Annotated in this window: 17 protein-coding genes and 1 pseudogene; 11 read left to right on the top strand and 7 right to left on the bottom strand. The window is 60.5% G+C overall.

Annotation, left to right across the window (positions count from 1 at the left end):
* The first annotated feature begins 1 nt into the window (after position 1).
* Positions 2-787, top strand: a complete 786-nt coding sequence (locus ACYAS9_RS30550) for a hypothetical protein (RefSeq protein WP_463572240.1) — start codon at positions 2-4, stop codon at positions 785-787.
* Between the two features lie 59 nt (positions 788-846).
* On the opposite strand, the gene ACYAS9_RS30545 is transcribed toward ACYAS9_RS30550, so the two are convergent.
* The gene (locus tag ACYAS9_RS30545) at positions 847-1119 is read right to left on the bottom strand and encodes a DUF6124 family protein (protein WP_463572239.1); all 273 of its coding nucleotides are present in this window, start codon (positions 1117-1119) and stop codon (positions 847-849) included.
* 1024 nt (positions 1120-2143) lie between these two features.
* Between ACYAS9_RS30545 and ACYAS9_RS30540 the strand changes: the two genes are divergently transcribed.
* The 9 genes from ACYAS9_RS30540 to ACYAS9_RS30500 all read left to right on the top strand — a co-directional run bounded on the left by ACYAS9_RS30540 (position 2144) and on the right by ACYAS9_RS30500 (position 13251).
* Complete coding sequence (locus ACYAS9_RS30540) at positions 2144-2656, top strand: sigma-70 family RNA polymerase sigma factor (protein ID WP_463572238.1); 513 nt, start codon at positions 2144-2146, stop codon at positions 2654-2656.
* Positions 2653-3627, top strand: a complete 975-nt coding sequence (locus ACYAS9_RS30535) for a FecR domain-containing protein (protein ID WP_463572237.1) — start codon at positions 2653-2655, stop codon at positions 3625-3627. Before ACYAS9_RS30540 ends, ACYAS9_RS30535 begins: the two co-directional genes overlap by 4 nt.
* Positions 3628-3724: 97 nt before the next feature.
* Positions 3725-6400 (top strand): TonB-dependent receptor domain-containing protein, encoded by a 2676-nt coding sequence (locus tag ACYAS9_RS30530; protein WP_463572236.1) that lies wholly within the window; start codon positions 3725-3727, stop codon positions 6398-6400.
* A gap of 34 nt (positions 6401-6434) precedes the next feature.
* Positions 6435-7427 (top strand): D-2-hydroxyacid dehydrogenase, encoded by a 993-nt coding sequence (locus ACYAS9_RS30525; protein WP_463572234.1) that lies wholly within the window; start codon positions 6435-6437, stop codon positions 7425-7427.
* On the top strand, positions 7424-8614 hold the full coding sequence (locus tag ACYAS9_RS30520) for a mandelate racemase/muconate lactonizing enzyme family protein (RefSeq protein WP_463572233.1): 1191 nt from the start codon (positions 7424-7426) through the stop codon (positions 8612-8614). Before ACYAS9_RS30525 ends, ACYAS9_RS30520 begins: the two co-directional genes overlap by 4 nt.
* Positions 8590-10386, top strand: a complete 1797-nt coding sequence (locus tag ACYAS9_RS30515) for an ABC transporter permease (protein ID WP_463572232.1) — start codon at positions 8590-8592, stop codon at positions 10384-10386. Before ACYAS9_RS30520 ends, ACYAS9_RS30515 begins: the two co-directional genes overlap by 25 nt.
* On the top strand, positions 10383-11570 hold the full coding sequence (locus ACYAS9_RS30510; protein WP_463572231.1) for an ABC transporter ATP-binding protein: 1188 nt from the start codon (positions 10383-10385) through the stop codon (positions 11568-11570). The genes ACYAS9_RS30515 and ACYAS9_RS30510 overlap by 4 nt, the downstream gene beginning before the upstream one ends.
* On the top strand, positions 11567-12655 hold the full coding sequence (locus tag ACYAS9_RS30505) for an ABC transporter substrate-binding protein (RefSeq protein ID WP_463572229.1): 1089 nt from the start codon (positions 11567-11569) through the stop codon (positions 12653-12655). The genes ACYAS9_RS30510 and ACYAS9_RS30505 overlap by 4 nt, the downstream gene beginning before the upstream one ends.
* 131 nt (positions 12656-12786) lie before the next feature.
* Complete coding sequence (locus ACYAS9_RS30500; RefSeq protein ID WP_463572228.1) at positions 12787-13251, top strand: hypothetical protein; 465 nt, start codon at positions 12787-12789, stop codon at positions 13249-13251.
* A 96-nt stretch (positions 13252-13347) separates the two neighbouring features.
* On the opposite strand, the gene ACYAS9_RS30495 is transcribed toward ACYAS9_RS30500, so the two are convergent.
* The 4 genes from ACYAS9_RS30495 to ACYAS9_RS30480 form a co-directional block, all read right to left on the bottom strand.
* Positions 13348-13683: a hypothetical protein gene (locus ACYAS9_RS30495; RefSeq protein WP_459744289.1), complete on the bottom strand. Its 336-nt coding sequence runs from the start codon at positions 13681-13683 to the stop codon at positions 13348-13350.
* Between the two features lie 134 nt (positions 13684-13817).
* Entirely contained in the window at positions 13818-14462 is a 645-nt protein-coding gene (locus ACYAS9_RS30490; RefSeq protein ID WP_463572227.1) for a hypothetical protein, read from the bottom strand.
* A 53-nt stretch (positions 14463-14515) separates the two neighbouring features.
* Positions 14516-14827 (bottom strand): hypothetical protein, encoded by a 312-nt coding sequence (locus ACYAS9_RS30485; RefSeq protein ID WP_463572226.1) that lies wholly within the window; start codon positions 14825-14827, stop codon positions 14516-14518.
* A 251-nt stretch (positions 14828-15078) separates the two neighbouring features.
* Complete coding sequence (locus ACYAS9_RS30480; RefSeq protein WP_463572225.1) at positions 15079-15522, bottom strand: winged helix-turn-helix transcriptional regulator; 444 nt, start codon at positions 15520-15522, stop codon at positions 15079-15081.
* 47 nt (positions 15523-15569) lie between these two features.
* Between ACYAS9_RS30480 and ACYAS9_RS30475 the strand changes: the two genes are divergently transcribed.
* Complete coding sequence (locus tag ACYAS9_RS30475) at positions 15570-16529, top strand: aromatic alcohol reductase (RefSeq protein ID WP_463572224.1); 960 nt, start codon at positions 15570-15572, stop codon at positions 16527-16529.
* A gap of 1 nt (position 16530) precedes the next feature.
* Here the strand turns inward: ACYAS9_RS30475 and ACYAS9_RS30470 are convergent.
* A pseudogene (locus ACYAS9_RS30470) lies at positions 16531-16692 on the bottom strand (IS66 family transposase); the annotation flags it as partial.
* A 109-nt stretch (positions 16693-16801) separates the two neighbouring features.
* Positions 16802-17152 carry a RidA family protein gene (locus ACYAS9_RS30465; protein ID WP_463572223.1) on the bottom strand — a complete coding sequence of 117 codons (351 nt, stop codon included), beginning with the start codon at positions 17150-17152 and terminating at the stop codon, positions 16802-16804.
* Positions 17153-17168 lie beyond the last annotated feature (16 nt).

Raw genomic sequence — 17168 nt, 5'->3', positions numbered from 1 at the left:
CATGGCGAACAGAGATGGAAAGATTTTTATCGGCTGGGACGTGGGCGGCTGGAATTGCGACAACAATCCGAAAAGTCGTGATGCCCTGGTCGTTCTCAACGCCGAGCGCCAACTATTGGGTAAACCGTGGCGCGGAAATCTGCGGTCGACCATTAACGCCTCTACCACGACGAAAGCGTTCGTTAACAGCCTGCTGACGCTGTGTGGTATCGAGATTCATGACCTGGAAGCCTGTAAGGTCACCCTGGCGATTGACACTCCTTTGGGATTTTCCAGACCGCTGATTGATCTGCTCACCTTGGGCAAGACCGCGCCGGCCATCGGCGCGGCTTCTGAAAATCCATATTTGCATCGTCAGACCGAGCACTTTCTGTTCAGGAAGGGCCTGTCACCTCTCTCTCCCATCAAAGACATGATCGGCAGCCAGGCCACCAAGGGCATGCATGTGCTGGGACGCTTTGCGCCTGTTCGAAAACATTGCGGGGTATGGACGGACGGCCAGTTACTGCAAGCCATCGAGGCCTATCCCTCGGCGACCAAGGCGTCTGCGTCGATGGCAAAACTACAGGCTTCGTTTTATAGGGACGCGGTCGTTGATGGCAAAACCATCAGGCAGTTTACTTCCGGCCTTGAACATATTGACCTTCAAGATGCTTTGACCTGCGCCTTGCTGGCATGGATGTTTGTGTTCCAGCCAGAAGCACTCGCACACCCTTTACCCGAGGTCGACCCTCTGGAAGGCTGGATATTTGTGCCTGCAGACGGCCTGAAACTCCAGGATTCTTGATAGCTCTGTTGGCCAGAGGACTGCGCAGTCAAACCCAGTCCCCTGCCCCACTCACATCACTACGGTGCAACCTCCCCATCCGGCACCGGCTCAGGCGGCAAATGATCGATCATCAAATCAATCATGCCCTGCGCCTGAGCAATCAAATGCGTCGTCGCCATGGCTAACGCACGCTGCTGGCCACTCAGACCATCGCCGCATTCATAGGCGGTCGCATTGGCGCAGTTCAGTAATTCCGAGGCGTGGTTCAGTGGGTCTTCAAAGGAAATCAGACACAGGCCCGGGATGGGCAGGAAGGGTGAATCGGGTGGATCTGGAACGATCTTTTTCATCGGGTAAACCTCTCTCGTGGATAAGGATTACCACCCTCTGTGCGGCCAAGCAGATTGGGTGGCAACTGTACAAGGGTTGGCCGACCGGGGAGAGAAGAAGACCCGGCACACCCGAAGGTGTCCCTTGTACAGTTGCCATAACATGCACGCGCAGACAGGCAGCATCCGCAACGGCATCACAAGCGACTGCAATCCTTCTCTCCAGTGGGCGGCCAAGCCCTTGTCGCCAAATCATCAGCGACGCGAGGCAGCCTAGAGAGTGAATTGAGCAGGCGCAAGCGGCCGGCATTTTCTAGGAAATTTCCTGCAAGTAAAAGGGAGGCGTCTTGCGATCAGTGGGTAATCTGGCGTTGAAATGCCGTGGAAAGAGCCCAGACCTTACCGCTGACACAACGCTTTCGCGCAGAAAACGCAGGGCTTGTAGGAGCGCGCTTGTCCCGCGAATGAGTGCGCAGCGCTCACAGAAATCGTCGAAACGCTGAAAACCTACGACTGCTGCGCAGCCGATCGCGGGCAGAGCCCCCTCCTACGGGCCCGTGTTTGATTCGCGACAGCGCGGCGCCAAGGCGGCGAGTGATCTCCTACGGGAGTGTGTGTGCCGCGTGATAGCGCGGAGTCAGTGCAAGAGCCCAGACCTTACCGCTGACACAACGCTCTCGCGCAGAAAGCGCAGGGCTTGTAGGAGCGCGCTTGTCCCGCGAATGAGTGCGCAGCGCTCACAGAAATCGTCGAAACGCTGAAAATCTACGACTGCTGCGCAGCCGATCGCGGGCAGAGCCTCCTCCTACGGGCCCGTGTTTGATTCGCGACAGCGCGGCGCCAAGGCGGCGAGTGATCTCCTACGGGAGTGTGTGTGCCGCGTGATAGCGCGGAGTCAGTGCGCATGGCGTGCTGAACGTATTTGAGAACCCGTTCGTTCTATCAAGCTCGATTAACGTTATTTCAGCCCGCGAAGCGCAGTTGATAGGATTCGTGCTACCGGGACACCGGACCCCTTGCGTACTTAACCTTCCAGGTGCGAACGATGTCCGATGTCGAGCGGCTTCACAGGCATGCGATTGGCGTGCTGTTCAATGATCATTACCAGTGGTTGTACGGCCGCCTGCGTCGTTACGTGCAGTGCCATGCCAGCGCCGAGGACATTGCGGCGGAGACGTTCGTGCAGATTCTGCAAACGCCCGGGCAGGTCACGACCCTTCGTGAGCCGCGCGCGTTGTTGACCACCATCGCTCAGCGCTTGATGTACCAAAACTATCGCCGACGCAATCTGGAGCGGGCGTATATCAGCGCCTTGGCCGAGGAAGGTGAAATGCTCGCCCCGGACCCCGAGCATCTGGCGCAGTTGCTGGAGGCGCTGGAGCGTATCGACCTGTTGCTCAGCCGCTTGCCGAGAAAGGTCAAGGCGACGTTTCTGTTGTCGATGGTCGACGGCATCACCTATGCCGAGATCGCTTGCACGCTGGGTATTTCCCTCAGTTCGGTAAAGCAGTACATGGCGCGGGCCATGGAGCGTTGCTATCAGGTGGGCCTGCAATGAGCCGCGCGGGCATGCCGCCGGCGGCGCAGGACCCGGTGGCCAAGCAGGCGATCGGCTGGCTGGTGTTGCTGCGTTCCGGCGAAGCGCAGGCGCTGGACCGCGAAGCGTACCTGGCGTGGCGGCGGGCAAACCCGGCGCATGAGGCGGCGTGTGCGCATCTGGAGCGCACCCTCGGCGTTTTCCAGAAAACCGAAGGCCACGGCGCCAGCGGCCGGGTGATTCAGCGCACGCTGGAATCGCGCCCTACCCGCCGCGATGTGTTGCAGCGGTCGTTGCTGGGCCTTGGGCTGATGGTCGGTGCCGGTCTGCTCGGCAATCGGGTGGTGCCGCTGCAAGGCTTGCTCGCGGATCTGCACACCGCCACCGGCGAGCGCCGGCGCTTTCGCTTGAGCGATGGCAGCGACCTGATCTTGAACGCGCGCAGTTCGGCTGACGTGCATTTCGACAGTACGGCGCGGCGCGTGCATTTGCACAGCGGCAGCGCGGTGATTCAGGTCGCCAACGACAGCCGCAGCGTTTTCACCGTGACCACGCTGGGCAGCCAGATCGACAGTTCGGGGCAGCGTTTCATGGTGCAGTCCGATAACGAGCAGGGACTGGCGGTGGCCATTCAGGGACCGCTGAAGGTGAGTAATGCGGCGGGCAATCTGTCGTTGCTCAACCCTCAATCGGTGAGTTTCAGCGCCTCTTCGCTCGGCAAGCCGCAGGCGTTGCAAGGCGGTGAGGATGCCTGGACGGACGGGTTCCTGGAGGCACGAAACCGGCCGTTGCTCGAGGTGGTCGAGGCGCTGCGGCCTTATCGCGCTGGCGTGTTGCAGGTCGATCCGCGTGTGGCGGCGCTGAAAGTCAGCGGCCTGTTCCCACTGGACGACAGTGACCTGGCGCTGGCGGCACTGGTGCAGACCTTGCCGGTGGCCTTGAAAATACGCACCGCGCTGTGGGTCGAGGTGGTGCCGAAGCAAACGGCATAAGCTCAGCACCCATCGATCTAGCCTTTTCTTTCGTCTCGCGCCACATCAATGAGTAAGTGCCACCGATACACGGTGGCCATCACTCATGGGGGACGGGATGTCTCGTATATCGGGGAGATTCAAACGGGCGACGCTGGCGCTGGTCATCAGCCAGGCGCTGGCCATGCAGATTGGCGCAAGTCATGTCCACGCCGAGACGGTCACGCAAAGCTACAGCCTGACCTCGGGTTCGCTGGAGCAGGTGCTGCTGAGCATTGCCCGGCAGAGTGGCAAGACCATCTCGTTCGACCCGTCGCTGGCCAATATTCCTTCGTCGCCGGTGGTGGGTCAGTACTCGGTCGAAGACGCGATTCGCCAGGCGTTGCGCGCCACCAGGTTGTCTTTCCGGCAGAGCACCGAAGGCGTGTTCACCGTGGTCGCCACGCCAGCGCCGACCACCAGCGTGCCGCACAGCACACTCGATACCGTGACGGTGACCGGCACCCGGCGCAGCGATGCCACGGTGCTCAACAGTTCGGCGCCGGTGAAGGTGATCACCGCCAGCGAGATCCAGGCCTCATCGGCCACCGACCTCAACGATGCATTGCAAAAGCTGGTGCCGTCGTTCAACTACCCGCCGACCCAGACCAACGCCCGCACCAGCGTCAAGGGCGCTTCGTTGCGCGGGCTGTCGCCGGATCAGACCCTGGTGCTGGTCAACGGCAAGCGCCGTGCGGCCAATGCCTTGCCGCGCACTTCAAGCGGCACCTTTCATGGTTCGCAAGCGGTGGATTTGAGCGTCATCCCGCTGGCGGCGATCGAACGTATCGACGTGTTGACCGACGGTGCCTCGGCGCAATATGGCTCGGACGCTATTGCCGGTGTGGTCAACGTGATCCTCAAGCGCGAACACAGCGGCGGCGCGGTGGATGTCAATTACGGGGCGTTTACCGAGGAGTGGGAACAGCGCAAGCAGATCAATGCCTGGGGCGGTTTCGAGTTGCCCAACGAAGGTTTCCTGACCCTCAGCGCCGGCCTGACCGACAGTGAAGACACCGACCGCGACCCCAATCCTGATTTGCAGCGCCAGTACTTTGCAGGTGACGCCCGCGAAGCCACGGCTGACCGCTATGTCGCCAAGAATAACGGTTCGCCGCGCTACCAGCGCTTGTCGGTGCTGGCCAATGCGGAAATTCCGCTGAGCGATCAGGTGCAGGGCTACGGCTATGTCAACTATGGCAAATACCTGGCCAAGGGCTGGAGCGCGGTTCGCCCGAACGCCGATAACAACGTGCGCGCCCTGTACCCCGACGGTAGCCGCAACTCCACCGAGGCCGAGAACGACGATATCGCCACGGCCTTCGGCGTGCTGTACGAAGACAGCGCGCTGGGCAATTTCGACCTGAGCCTGGCCTACGCCCGCTCTGAGCAAGAACAGAATGTCGATGGCGTGCTCAACCCGACCCTGGGCGTGGACAGCCCCGACTCGTTTCGCACCGGCACGCGCACCAATGAATTGCTCAACCTGAGCCTGGATTACACACGCGAGCTGAACGCGCCGGCCTTGTCCTTTCTGGCCAAGGCGCCGGTGGTCTCGGCCGGCATCGGTTACCGGCGAGAGGAATACAGCTTGAAGGCCGGCGAAACGCTGTCGTGGCTGCTCGGCGGCCAGCCGATTCTGGACGGTCCCAAGGCCGGCCAGTCGACACCGATCGGTCCGGGCATTCGCCCCGACGAGGCCGGCGATTACGCACGCAACGTCTGGGGCGGCTATCTGGGCATCGAGGGCGATATCACCGAAAAGCTTAAAGTCGGCCTGACCGGGCGTCGCGAGTCCTATTCGGACTTTGGCCTGACCGACACCGGCAAACTCAGCGTGCGCTACGACTTCACCCCGGGTTTTGCCCTGCGCTCTTCGTTGAGCACCGGTTACCGGGCGCCAGGGCTTGGGCAGATCGGCTTTGCGACCTCGACCGCGCAGCCGCAAACCGACGGCAGCATTCTGTACACGCGCACCGTGCCGGTCGGCAGTCCGATCGCCAATGCACTGGGTTTTCCGGATCTTGAGCCTGAAAAATCCAAGGGCGTTTCCGCAGGCTTCGTCTGGCAGCCCACCCACGCCAGCTACGTGACCTTCGACGCTTACCGCATCGACATCGAAGACAAGCTGATTCCTACCGACAACATCAGCGGCCCGCTGGTGCGGCAGATTCTCAACGACTCAGGCTACGGCGCGACCTCGGTGGTGCGGGTGTTCACCAACGCCGCCGACACCTCGACCAAGGGTTTCGATCTGGCCGGCAAGTCGCGTTTCGAGCTGGGCGAGTTCGGCAAGCTGGACCTGTCGGCCGGCTACAACGTCAACGTAACCAGGGTCACCAAGCTGAAAAAAGCGCCCGGCCTGCTCAGCGAGCTGAATGTGAACACGCCGGTGGTCACCAAGCTGCTGGAACACCAGTCGCCGCGCAGCAAGATCATTCTCGGCGCCGACTGGGGCCTGGATGACTGGCGCGCCAGTGTCACAGCGATTCGTTATGGCTCGGTCAAGCACATCAGCCTGACCAATATCGAAGCCCAGGATTACTGGCTGGACCCGCAATGGGTGGTCAATACCAGCGTGTCCTACGACGTCAGCCGCGACCTGACCCTGACGCTGGGTGCCAACAACGTCTTCAATTCATACCCCGACCGCTCGCCGTGGTTCGGCGCGACCTCGCCGCCCAGCTGGTCGATGATCACCCCGGACGGCTTCGACGGCCGCTTCGTTTACACCAATCTTTCTTATCGCTTCTAAGCCGCCACGACCCTTCCGCCACAGGAGTTTCACCATGTCCGTTGTCCTTGTCGGCGCGTTTGCCAAACGCGTCATAGACCCCGTTTTGCCCGAGTTACAGGATGAGCAGTTCATTTACGTCGAAAACCTGCGTGAAGCCATCGACCATGTGCATCAGGCAGACGTCATCGTCACCGCCGATCCGCATGCGCCCATCGGCGGCGCAGAGGCCTTGAGCGACTTTGCCCAGGCGCTGCAACAGCCGCACAGCAAGGTGAAATGGCTGCAAGTGCTGACCGCCGGTTACGAAAGCCTGTACGCCGCCGGCGTGCATGACCGGGTGCAGTTGACCCATCAGGGCGGCGCCGTTGCCCCACATGTGGCCGAGCATGCGTTGGGCCTGTTGCTGGGTTTGGCGCGGCAGGTCGATGGCATCACCGACAACACCCGCGCGGCGCGCTGGCAGCGTGAATTCGCCCGGCCGATCCGCTCGCTGTCGGGCAAGACCCTGGTGATCGTCGGCTACGGCCATATCGGCCGCGAAGTCGCACAGCGCGCCAAGGCCTTCGGCATCCACCTGATCGGCGTGTCGCGACGGGCGCCGCAGGACACCGGGTACCTGGATGAAGCATACCCGCTGTCGGCCTTGCCCGAGCTGTTGCCGCGCGCCGACCTGCTGGTGCTGAGCATCGCGCTGACGCCTGAAACCCGCCATCTGATCGACGAGCAGGCACTGGCACAACTCAAGCCTGGCGCCCTGCTGGTCAACGTCGCCCGCGGCGGGATCGTCGATACCCAGGCGCTGCGCAAGGCGCTGGAAAGCGGCCACCTCGGCGGCGCGGCACTGGATGTCACCGAGCCCGAACCGCTGCCCGCCGATGACCCGTTATGGCAGGCGCCCAACCTGCTGATTTCGCCGCACACCGCCGGCGCCGGCAACCTCAATATCGGAGCGCGGATTGGCGCGACCTTTGTCGAGAACCTGCGGCGTTTTCGCAGCGGTGAGCCGTTGCTGCATTTGGTCGCCGGCAGCGAGGTGGCGTCATGAAAATCGTCAAGGTCGAGGACTTTCATGCCTATGCCGGGTTGCGTAACGCCGCCTTCCTGAAGATCACCACCGATGAAGGCATCGTCGGCTGGAGCGAGTTTCCGTCCAACAAACAGGTGATTCCGGTCATCCACAGCTTTGCCGAGCGCTTGATCGGCCTTGATCCGCGCGAGGTCGGGCGCATCAGCACGCTGCTGCATGCCTCGACCTATCACGCCTTCGGCGGCCTCAATCACCTGGCCATCGCCAGCCTGGAAAATGCCCTGCTGGACATTCAGGCCAAGGCGCTCGGGGTGCCGGTGTACGCGCTGTTTGGCGGACCGTTTCGTACCCGGCTGGACCTGTACTGGACCCATTGCGGCAGCTTTCGTGTGGCACGGGCGAAGTTCTACGAAGAAGAACTGGGCCTGGCGCCGGTGCGCACGCTGGACGACTTCAAGCGCCTGGGCGAAGAAGCCGTGCGTGACGGCTTCCGGGCGGTGAAGACCAATCCGGTGATCTTCGGCCCCGACAAGCCGCGCATGTTCAATGGCGGCTGGCGGCTCGACGAGGGCCAGTTGTCGATCGAGCGCAACCCGCAGCGGCCCTTCATCCGCAGCATCCTCGAGCAACTCGAAGCGTTGCGCGACGGCATCGGCCCCGACAGCGACTTGATGCTTGACCTGGCGTTCAACCAGCGCACCGAAGGCATTCTGCGCATTGCCCGCGCACTGGAGCCGCTGGACCTGACCTGGCTGGAAGTCGAGACCAAAGACCCCGAGGCGCTGGGCGTGATCCGGCGCAGCACGCGCACGCCGATCGCGTCGCTGGAAACCCTGTACGGCATCAACGAGTTCCGGCCGTTCATTGCCGGCTACACGGTCGATGTGCCGATCATCGACGTGATGTATAACGGCGTCTGGCAGGCGGTGCGCATCGCCACGCTGGCCGATGCCTTTGAAACCAATGTGGCACCGCACAACCCCAGCGGTCAGTTGGCCAGCCTGCACAGCGCGCACTTTGCCGCCTCGATTCCCAACTTCCGGATTCTCGAATACCGCTGGGATGAAGCGCCATGGTCGGCGAGTTTTCTCACCCATCCCAATGTGGTCGAGAACGGTCAACTGGTGCTCTCGGACCGGCCCGGCTGGGGCTCGGACATCAACGAGGAGGCGCTCAAGGAGTGGCCGCCACGGCCGCTGCCATGAACGGCATGGCACAAAGAGCCTGGCGCTGGTTGCGCTGGCTGCCGTTGTTGGCGCTGCTGACGCTGGTGTTCCTGTGGCCGCTGGTGATGCTGCTGGTCGGCACCTTTCGCACCGCGCCGCTGGGCATCGGCGGCGTGTGGACCACCGCAGCCTGGGGCGACACTTTCACCACGCCGGGCACCGCCGGCGCCATCGGCAATTCGTTGCGGCTGGCGCTGACCTCGACCCTGTTTGCCACGCTGATCGCGGCATCGCTGGCGTTTATCGCCGAGCGCACCGACCTGGCATTACGGCGCTGGATCACCCCGGCGCTGATGCTGATGTTCGCCACACCGGCGCTGCTGTATGCGATGGGCTACAGCCTGATAGGCAACCCGCACAGCGGCATGCTCAACAGCGCGCTGGAGCATCTGGGCCTGCCGCGCCTGAGCCTGGACATCGAGTCGTGGGGCGGGCTGATCATGGTCAGCGTGTTGAAGAAGGTGTCGATCATTTATCTGTTTCTGATCGGCCCGTTCAGAGGCCTGAATGCCAGCCACGACGATGCCTCGCTGGTGTCGGGGGTCAGTCAGTTCGGCACCTTCTGGCGCATCAGCCTGCCCAGCCTGATGCCGGCGCTGAGCGGTGCGGTATTGCTGGGCATCATCGGCGGCTTGCAGGCGTATGAGATGGTCCTGATTCTCGGCGCACCTGCCGGCATCGAGGTGGTGTCGATGCGGATTCTGGACTTCATCAACGTCTCGATTCCGGCCGATTACGCCCGCGCCAGCGTGCTGTCGATCGTGGTCATCGCCATCGTCGCCCTGCTCTGCTTCCTGCAGGCGCGGCTGCTGGGCAATCGCAGCTTTATCACCCTGGGCGGTAAAGGCAGTGGCCATCGGCGGATTCGCCTGCAGGCCAGCCGCTGGCCGTTGAACGCCGTGGTCGGCGGCTTTCTGATTATCGCGGTGCTGTTGCCGATCGGCGCGGTGATCTTTGCGTCATTCCAGCCGTATCCGGGCCGCTATCAGGACTTTTCGCTGCAGCATTACCTCAAGGTCATCGACACCCCAAGGGTGCTGGACTCGCTGCGCATCACCCTGACCATGGCGATCAGCGTCAGCCTGAGCACCATGTTGCTGGCGGTGTGGGTCGCGCAATCGCTGCGCCGCCTGCGCGGGCGCAAGGCCGGCTGGGTGCGCTTTGCGACCCTGGTGCCGATGGCGATGCCTGGCGTGGTCACCGCGCTGGCCATTACCTGGGCATTTGTCAGCCTGCCCGGCTTCAAGCAGCTTTACGGCAGTTTGTGGCTGGTGATCATCGCGCTGCTGGTGGGCGCCACGCCGTTTGCGATTCAGGTCGCCAACGCCGCCATCGTGCAGATCGCCCCGGAGCTTCAGGAGTCGGCGCGCATCAGCGGCGCCTCGGCTTCGCGGGCAATGGTCGACATCGTGTTGCGGCTGATCGCGCCTGCGTTTTTTGCCGGCTGTTTCATGATCGCGATCATGGTCGTCAGCAGCCTGGAAGTGCCGATGATGCTCAAGGCGCCGGGCCTCAGCCCGCTGGCGGTGTTGATCTTTTCGATGAGCAGCACCGGCGACTATTCCGGAGCTTCCGCGCTGTTGATCCTGTTGCTGCTGACCAAGATCGTGCTGTGGTTCGGCGGCTATTACCTCTATCGCCTTTACAAAGGCACTCGCCAGCGGTTGCACACCCGCAACCTGCAACGCCTTGGCCTGGCACCCGCAACATCGCTGCCCGGCATTGTTTTGTACAAAGGAGCCCAGACATGAGTGGCGTGCAATTAAGCGGCCTGCGCAAGTATTTCACCGAAGACAACAAACCCGGCCAGCAGCCGAAACGCGGTGCCATCGATGGCCTGGACCTGCACATCGAAGACGGTGAGTTCTTTGTCCTGCTCGGCCCCAGCGGCTGCGGCAAGACCACGACCCTGCGCTGCATCGCCGGCCTGGAAGAACCCAGCGCCGGACGCATTGCGATTGGCGGCGAGACGGTGGCAGACCCGCAAAACCATGTGTTCGTGCCGCCGAACAAACGCAACCTGGGCATGGTGTTTCAAAGCTATGCGCTGTGGCCGCACATGAGCGTGTACGAGAATGTCGCCTACCCGCTCAAGCATTCCAGGCAGCACCTCAACAGCCATGAAATCGCCAACGGCGTGGCCCAGGCCTTGCGCCTTGTCGGCCTTGAAGGACATGCCTCGAAGTCCACCACCGAGTTGTCCGGTGGCCAGCAGCAACGTGTCGCACTGGCCCGTGCCCTGGCAGCCAAGCCGCGCCTGCTGCTGTTCGACGAGCCGTTGTCGAACCTCGATGCACAACTGCGCGTGCGCCTGCGCCATGACTTGCGGCGCATTCACGATGAAACCGGGCACACCTCGATCTATGTCACCCATGACCAGGCCGAGGCACTGGCCCTGGCCGACCGTGTGGCGGTGATGAACAACGGCCAGCTGGATCAGCTCGGCACGCCGGCAGAAATATTCCTGACCCCGGCCACCCGTTTCGTGGCCGAGTTCGTCGGCTACGACAACCTGATCGCCGCCCGCGTGACCGCGAGCACCGCCAGCGGTGCGACGCTGGCGCCTGAAGGCTGGCCGCGCGAGGTGCGGGTCAGCAGCCGCAGCCCGCTGCGCCCCGGCCAACGGGCCTGGCTGGCGATCCGCAGCGGCAACCTGCGGATCAATCCGGGTCCGGCGCCACAACTGCAAGAGAACGCGCTGACGGTCAGCCTCGACAAGATCACCTACATCGGCGAGCGCTATCAGGGTGAAGTGCGCCTGGGCGATACGCCGTTGCTGGGCTCGCTGTTTCTCGATCAATGGGGCCGCGGCGTCGACCACGACCGCAGGCTGATCGGCACCCAGGCGCACATTGCGTTTCTGCCCGGTGAAGCCGTCGCGCTGCCGTTCACCGACGAAGAGCTGGCGCAGACGGCGCTCAAGGAGGCGGTATGAATCGCGGCTGGTTGCTGTTGGGTTTAATGCTGCTCGCCGGCTGCGATCAGGCGCCCTCGGTTGCAGCCCACGCGGTGGCGCAGACTCAGGCTCAGCCCAGCGGCACCGCTGCCGAGCAGGCTGCCTTGCTCGATCTGTATCGCCAGGCACTTGCCGCAGGCGAGGACGAAATCGCCGTGTATGGCGCGGCCAGCGACACGCCGTGGCAGCCGCTGTGGCGTGAGTTCAGCATGGCCTTTCCGGGGCTGCGCATCACCTACCTGTTCGTCTCACCGGCGCAAGCCATGTCACGCATCGATGCGGAAGCGGCCACCGGCAAGCGTTACGCCGACATTTTGCTGCAACCGCAAATCGCGATTCCCGATGTGGCCAGCAAGGGTTATCTGGCCGCCTGGCAACCGCCGACGGCCAGCGCACTGGACGCGCATTACCGCGTGCCGGGCGACTATGCCTTCTCGCCGTTTTCCAAGGTCTATGGCCTGGCCTACAACACTGAACGAGTGAAGCCCGAGGAATTGCCGCAGAACTTCGACGAACTGCTGACCCCGCGCTGGAAAGGCCGCATCGGCCTGCTCAGCCCGCTGGGCGGCGCCGACATCGCAGTGGCGACCTTGCGTAAGCACGGCCGGATCACGGACGAACAAATCGGCCTGCTGGCCCAGTACGGCCGCCCGGCACTGGGCTCGGAAACCGGTCCCCTGGAACTGGCGCAAGGTCGGGTCGACCTGTACCTGTGGGCCTACCTGACCGTGGTCACGCGCCAACAGGCACTGGGCGGGCCGATTGCGATCAGGTTCATCCCCGACTTCACCTTCGACTCGCCGTTTGCGATTGCCGTGGTCAAGGACGCCGCGCACCCCAACGCCGCGCGGCTGTTCTCGGCCTGGCTGTTTTCGCCGCATGGACAAAGCGTTCTGGCGCGCGAGTCACACATGCTGACGACCATGCCCAACGCACCGGCTCCGCCCTTCTACCCGACCGAAGTGGCGCTCAGGGACAAGCTGTGGCCCGCCTTGCCGCTGGACCAGGCGCTGGTCGAAACGCGTAAGCAGCGCAATGACCTGCGCAGGCTGTTCTATCGTTGATGCCGTGGGCCTGGAATGCCCGCTACACTGCTGGCCACTTCTCACGGCCGTACCGGGGCTCGCGGTGAAACGCTCCCTGGTACTGCCAGACAGGGTGAAATTGGCCGCATTCGATACCGACGAGGAATTTCATGGCCCAGCGTCGAATCACTCTGATCATGCCTTCCAGCGCCGCTGACGCATTTGAAGCGTTTCACAACCATGCTGTGCGCAAGCAATGGGACACATTGCTGTCTCACGCCAGCGTGGAAGGGGGTGGCAGTCACCCTTATATAGGTGCGATTAGCGTGAATGAGGGACGAGGCTGGAAACGACTGTTTGCCATGCGCACCCGCTTCGTCAACTACCGACCCGCGCAGGTTGCCGCAGCGGTTCTGGTCGAGCCATCGGGTTGCTTCCACGGGTGGGCCGCTTCAATGCGGCATCGTGATATTGATGGGACTTCTTCAGAGTTGATTTACACGTTCAGTGTGCAGTTGAGGCCGCTGTGGCTGGGTCGCATCCTTGATCCGCTGGTCAACAGGATATTTGAATGGGAAACCCGGAATCGTTTCGCGGCGATGGCGGCTTATTTGCGGAGCCGATCTGAAAATTAGAAAACCTGGACGCTTCACCCCTGTATCAGGCAATAACGCTTGAGTTGCGCAGAGGAGTAGATCGCACACTACCCTCTGCTTCAGCAACTCCTTGGTTTATTGAGCCGTTTTCAGCTTGATCACATCACCGGATACCGTCGTGGTGTAGCCGTTCAACACATAAGCCCAAAACCACTTTTCCTGCACTTGCGTATTGATCAGCGCATCGCCGCCTTTGGCCTGGATGGCAGACGTCTGTGCACGGACAAACCGATCGTTTTGACGAATAGGGATGAAACCGAGCAGCATCAAGCCGGTAGCGCTGGCTTCGCTGTGACCCAGGACGGTGTACTGGCTGCTGTCGTATTGCTGAGTCTTCATAGGCGTGCCGGTGCAACCTGCCAAAACCAGACCACAGGCTGCAGACGCCATAATTTTGCTAAAAGACTTCATGTGTAGCTCCATCGAATAACGCCCGGATCCAATTCTCGAGCGGTGACACTGTACCGGCTGAGCTCGCGTTTATAACCTTCAAGCCCTGCCGTGCTGTTGGCGAAGCGGCAACCCACGCTGCCTGCTTCACTCACTTATCTGCCGTGGGTGATAAGGCCACCTTGGAGGGCGTGAATGCCTAAAAGTTCATAATCAAAGCTTTTGTTTTTAATGATTTTCTTGTTGGACCTCAGCTTTTCTTTCACGCCCTCTTTCACTATCGAGGGGTTGCAAGCGATGGCGCAATGAATAAATGCTGCAGGGTAGGAATAGTCTCTCGGCGAGTAAATGACATCATCGATAGTCCGTTCCCCAGGCAGTATGCAGCCGACTATCAGAGGAACATAGTATTGCTCAAGCGCACGCCGGATATGTTGACACACATCACTTGCGTGCTCAGGCCGGGGAACCGCTATCTCGCCGTAAATACTGGGACTGAATTTTTTATCCTGCCTGCCCGAGGTGATAAACGAAAAGCATGCATCACTGCCCAGGTTACTCTTGTAAGGCATGTCTATTTTGGACATGGCCTCAAAAACAGGTCCCCCAAAGACCCACCCCAACAAAGTGAATGCGTGCGCTTTCATCAAATACTGAAAATGCAGCTCCGCGACCAGCTTCTTTTCGAAGCGAAATTTCAGGCCTCTCTTGACGACCGTGACGACCAACTCCTTGCACTCGATATGCTTGAGTTCTTTTTGCAGCTCTTCTTCAAAATGAATCCGGTTTTCCTTGCTCATAGATCCCCACTGCATCAAGCAGATACCCTGCAAAACGGCTTTCCCAACCCACCTCAATTTGCTTCGAATAACGCGTATGCCTTTTCCTGAAGAGCGATCCCGATATCCTCATACCTCTGGATCTCACCCTCATCATAAAACTCATCTGCTGAATTCAACCCAACATATATATCCACAAAGGCCAGTGCCAAGCGTTTAGGAATCGCACTCTGACCTCTGTAATGAATAATCAGACAATCAATAGCAAAAAACAGCTCACTCACCTCCTCCTCGGACACCCGCTTTCTCGTGCGGATCTTCACCGGGATAGAGTTCTCTCCCAGCAGCCTTGCACACACCAATTCAACAGCGCTCTCTGCGTCCATACTCACCTCTCGACAGACGTTAACCTGAACAAAGCTGGCGTTTCCAGGCGACTTTGGCCGAGTGTCCGTTCGGGGTCGGTACCGACCGGAAACACTGTAGGCATCGTCAAAGTATCCGCATAGGCCAAGAACGTCGGGAAAAATACACGTTGCCATGATCGAGTACCGATACATTCCCTCGGCTAAAACCTTTTCGAAGTCAGGATCATCGAGAAGTTTTTCATGGGCTGCCGCCAGTGCATTATTCCCCCTTACCGTGTGTCATAACGTTTGCGAGCCGCATTAAACCCCTCCGACTGTTCGATCACCCACGTCCACAGCGGAATCATCTGCACCAATAACCCCATTCCAAGCTCGGTCAGAGCATATTCGACACGCAAGGGCTTTTCGCCAAAGTCGCGACGAGAGATCAGGCCGTCGCGCTCCAGCTGACGCAGCGTGTGAGTGAGCATGCGTTGAGTGACGCCGTGCAATCGGCGACGTAACTCCGCGTGACGCAAGGGGCTACTCACTCCTAGCGCATGCACCACACCTAGTGACCATCGGTTACCGGAATGACTGAGGATATCGCGCTTGAGACCATCCTCGTCTTCGCTGAGTTCGCGACAGGCATTCTCTGAAAGGCGCACGATTTCCTGAGCATCCAGCCCGCTCGGTATCACCGATGTACCTACTTTTTGCGCATCGATGTCCATGACAAGATTCCTGGCTTCAAGTTAAGTACGTCAAACAGGGGCTCACCATGCAGGCTGCTATTTCAAACGTCAAACAACGTATTCTGGTATTGGGGGCCGGTGAACTGGGGCTTGCCGTGTTGCAAGGACTGGCCGGCCGATCAACCGAATCGGCGAGCATTTCCGTGCTGCTGCGTGAAGCCACTGTGCAGAACTCGTCAATGGAAAAACAACAGGACATTCAAGCCATCAGGAAGCTAGGGGTTGCTGTTGAGACAGCCGACATCACTAATGCCTCCATCGAAGAGCTTGCGGCGGTGCTGGGGCGCTTCGACACAGTGATCAGTTGCGTAGGGTTTGCTGCGGGCCGTGGCACTCAGCTTAAACTGACTGAAGCCGCGCTCACGTCGGGTGTGAAACGTTATATTCCATGGCAGTTCGGTGTTGACTACGACTTGATTGGTCGTGGCAGCCCTCAAGACCTGTTCGACGAGCAACTGGATGTTCGCGACTTGTTGCGTGCTCAATCCCGGACTGAATGGGTGATTATTTCCACCGGCATGTTCACCAGCTTCCTGTTCGATCCAGCTTTCGGGGTCGTTGACCTGGCCGCCGGACAGGTCAATGCGTTAGGCAGCTTTGAAACCATGGTGACGGTGACAACACCGCAAGACATCGGCACGCTCACCGCCGCCATTGTCCTGCACAGCCCGCGCTTTATTAATCAGGTCGTATACACCGCTGGTGACACCCTCACCTACGGCGATTTGGCTGATCTGGTTGAGCGAGTCATCGAACGGAAAGTCGAGCGCCGAGCACTTGGCGTGCAACAGTTGCTGGCAGACCTTGCAGAAAAACCTGACGATAACTTACGAAAGTACCGGGCAGTTTTTGCGATCGGCCGTGGTGTCGCGTGGGATGTAACGAAAACATTCAACGCACTGCATGGAATACCCGTGACCCGCGCAGAACAATGGGCGCAATCAAGTTTGCGTCATGGCCACGGTCGGCAGACGCGCGTTGAGTAGCTGCTTTTTTTCGCCGTACTTGCTGCCGGTCACCTGGTTCCAGTTCGCGGTTTTCTCGCCCCACTTTGTACAAGGCCACGATGCAGTGCAGCACTTTTTCGGCGATCTGGCGCTTGTTGGTCTCGTGCAAGTCGAAGAACTTTCGACGTGCATGGGCCATACATGTCCACCGCATCAAGCAGATGCTGGCAAAATTTTCGGCTCTATGTCGAGGTTCAGGCGAACGCGGTCAAGCGTAAATCGCTCGCCATGACCACGGTTTTTGCCTTGTTCTAGGCTTTGGCAGCAATGACAAGCAATTCGACCAGCAATCGCGAATCAGCCAGCTTTGCCTCGCCACACGCTCGTGCCGGTGCATGTCCTTCGGGCACCCAGGCGTCCCACACTTCGTTCATCGCTGCAAAGTCAGCCATGTCAGCCAGCCAGATGGTCACTTGTAGCAGATGCTCGCGTGACGACCCTGCTTCCTTCAAAAGCGCATCGACGCGTGATAAGGCGGTACGAGTCTGGTCGGCAACCGATTCATGTTTGTCGCCGACCTGGCCTGCCAAATATACCGTCTCGCCATGAGTCACGATTTGGCTCATTCGCTTGCTGGTATGTTGGCGCTTAATGGTGCTCATCAAAAATCCCCTATGG

The organism is Pseudomonas sp. HP_08 (assembly GCF_055284095.1).
This window is presented reverse-complemented; position numbering and strand designations above follow the sequence as displayed.